At 61.0% G+C, this 3145-nt stretch carries 3 protein-coding genes; 2 read left to right on the forward strand and 1 reads right to left on the reverse strand.

What is annotated here, in order from left to right; all coding sequences use genetic code 11:
* The coding region (locus WCA53_RS30620) for an aldehyde dehydrogenase family protein (protein WP_423920289.1) at window positions 1-588 on the reverse strand (588 nt) is incomplete at its 3' end.
* A gap of 186 nt (window positions 589-774) precedes the next feature.
* On the opposite strand from WCA53_RS30620, the gene WCA53_RS30625 reads away from it, so the two are divergent.
* Window positions 775-1713 (forward strand): LysR family transcriptional regulator, encoded by a 939-nt coding sequence (locus WCA53_RS30625; protein WP_423920294.1) that lies wholly within the window; start codon window positions 775-777, stop codon window positions 1711-1713.
* 184 nt (window positions 1714-1897) lie between these two features.
* A complete protein-coding gene (locus WCA53_RS30630) occupies window positions 1898-3136 on the forward strand; it encodes a sensor histidine kinase (RefSeq protein WP_423920297.1) in 1239 nt (412 codons plus the stop codon).
* The last annotated feature ends 9 nt before the right edge of the window (window positions 3137-3145 follow it).

A 3145-nucleotide genomic window follows, 5' to 3' on the forward strand; every position in this document is an offset into this window, starting at 1 on the left:
GACCAGCGCCGATGTACCCGGGTGCGCCGGGTGCGCCTTCGCGATCACGGGACAACCGGCGGCAAACGCCGACGCGGTGTCGCCACCGGCCACGGAAAACGCGAGCGGAAAATTGCTGGCGCCGAACACGGCGACGGGGCCAAGCGGGATGTATTGCAGACGCAAGTCGACGCGCGGCAACGGCTGGCGTTGCGGCTGCGCCGGGTCGATTCGAACGCCCAGGAAATCGCCCTGACGCACGACGGCGGCGAACATGCGCAACTGACCGACAGTGCGCCCGCGTTCCCCTTCGATACGCCCGCGCGGCAGCCCGGTTTCCGCCATGCATCGTTCGATCAGTTCATCGCCCGTATCGAGAATATTCTGCGCAATTGTCTCCAGGAAGACCGCGCGTTTTTCTAGCGGTGCCTCGCGATAAGCCTCTGCAGCTTGCCAGGCCAGATCGCACGCCCGGTCGAGCTGGGCGAGGGTCGCGCCACCAAATGACGGTGCGAGCGGCTCGCCCGATGCCGCGTCGATACCGTTGAACGAGCCGTTGGTACCCGGAAGGGCTTGCGTGCCAATTAACAGATCGCCGGAAATTTGCATGATGTTTGAATCCTGAGTGACGAAAAGGCGGTGAGCTGGCGGGACGGGAGACGGATTGTGCATCGAGCGTCTCCAATATGACTATATTTGCGCCGAAGACTATAGGACCGCAAACCCCACGTTGTATAGTGAAACCTTTCCATCTCGTGATCGCTTCTGCGACTCACCAAGTTTTACTCCGGTACAATGAAATCCACCCTCGACGTATTGATGGCGCGCTTGCGCATGAAACAGCTCCAGTTACTGATCGCACTGGACGACCATAAGTCGCTGCACAAGGCGTCGAGCGCGATGGCCATGACGCAGTCGGCGGCGAGCAAGGCGCTGGCCGAACTCGAATCGATGCTCGAAGCGCCCCTGTTCGAACGCGCCAAAAGTGGTCTGGTGCCCAACCAGTTCGGGCATTGCGTGATCCGCTATGCGAGATTGGTGGCGTCCGACCTGACGTCGCTATGTCAGGAAGTCGCCGACATTCGTTCGGGCACGGGCGGCCGTCTTGCCGTTGGCGCGATCATGGGCTCGATACCGGAAGTAGTTGTGCCGGTTCTTGGCCAGTTGCGCGAGAGCCATCCAGGGCTCGCGATCGAGATTGTCGAGGATACGAGTGCCCGGATGCTGGCGCTCCTTGACGACGGGCGGCTCGATCTCGTCGTAGGCCGCTCGATCGTCAGCGACGAACCGTCGAAGTATCACTACCATCCGCTCGGCGACGAACCGTTGTCGGTCGTGGTCGGCTTCGATCACCCGCCGTTCCCCTCAAGCGAGGTCACGTTCGCCGATCTCGCCGGACATCTCTGGGTGACGTATCCGGGCACCATGCCGATGCACGCACTGCTGCAACGCGAGATGGATCTCGCGGGCGCGCCGATGCCGGTCAGCGCCATCTCCACGGCCTCCACGTTCGTCACCGTAGCATTGCTACGCCATAGTGCAGACCTCGTGTCCGTACTGCCGGCGGCCGTCGCCAGCCTGTTTTGCGACCACCGCATGCTGCGTACATTGCCGGTCAGGTTCAAGTCGAAGTCGCAGACCTACGGCATCGTCACGCGCAAAGTGGGCGTGCTGTCGCCGTCGGCTCGCCAATTCATCGAGTGTCTTAAGGAACGCGTCAGCCTGATGGCCTGAAGGCCGCGCGCCGGATTCCGATAATAGGGGCGCCGGGTACGGGATACCGATCTTTTGCAAGGGGCGTACGGCTGAGCCTATACTTTTGACACCGCTCTCGGATCGTTCCGGACTGACACATCCTGCCGTGGCGTGCTTGCTGTCAGGTTCGATTCATTAACGCCATCGACTGCGAACAACTCACATGAGTGACATCACTGTCGGCGCTCTCAAGGGCCTTGCCACGGATCTGCGCAAGCGGCAGGCGGAGTTGACCGCGCGCTGGATGAAGTTGATTTTCGACGATGTCGAAATTGAACATTCCGACGAACTGAGCGCCCCGCAGCTCGCGGATCATCTGCCGCGTATTTTCGATGAAATCTGTCTCGTGCTGGAATCGCAGGACATGGATTCGCAAGAGGGCGCGATTGAGCACGATGCGCGGCGGCATGGAAAGTGGCGTTGGGAGCAGGGATATCGCGTCGATGAAGTGGTGCGGGAACTCAACGTATTCCGGCAGGTGCTGATTGCCGCGATTGCGGACTATGCACGGCGCCACACGTCGTTCGACCGCAAGCGCGAGGAGCGCGCGTGCCGCATGACGGATCAGGTGATCAGCTTTGTGACGCTCACGTCGATTCGCGAAGCTGTCGATGAGCGCGACCGCCGGCTTGCCGATTACACCGGCATGCTTGAGCGCGCGAATCGCGAACTTACCTTGCAGCGCCGGCAGATTGCCGAAATGTACGAGACGCGGATGCAGGTTTCGCGACGCGTATCGCACGACCTGCGCAATTTTCTGAACGTGTTCGCGACGGCGCTGCAGTTCATTGGCCGTTGGCCATCGAAACAGGAAAGTTCGCTCGCGCTCGTGAACCGGCAGGTTGAGGACATGGCCGCGCTCGTCGATGAATTGGGCGAGTATTCCAACGTGCTCGGCGACGATTCCGTCCTCACCGTCGAGCAACTTGACCTGAAGGAATTCTTCCACGAGCTGATGCAGCTTTGCACCGCCGCGGCGCAAAAGAAGGGCTTGACGCTTAGCGGGCATATCGATCCTGCCGTCGACGTGATCACATCGAACCGTCTCAAGATCAAGCAAGTCGCGTTGAATCTTCTTTCCAATGCGATCAAGTACACCACGGCGGGCGAAGTCGAGCTGGCCATCCTTGCGTCGGGCGCGGGGCACTGGACGCTGCGGGTGTCCGATACCGGCGTGGGTATCGATGTCGCGGACCGGGAGCGCGTGTTCGAGGAGTTCGAGCGTGCCGCCGCCGACGATATTCCCGGTTCGGGGCTTGGGCTCGCGATCGTGAAGGAATTGTCGCGGCAGCTACAAGGGGAGATTCACTTCGAATCGTTCAAGGGCCGCGGGAGTGTGTTCGAGGTGAAATTTCCAGTGGTTCCTGCTGGAGGCTTTGGGGGTGAGGGTGTTGGTGGGTGAGGTGCCTGC

It is taken from the genome of Caballeronia sp. (assembly GCF_049581465.1).
Taxonomy (GTDB): domain Bacteria; phylum Pseudomonadota; class Gammaproteobacteria; order Burkholderiales; family Burkholderiaceae; genus Caballeronia.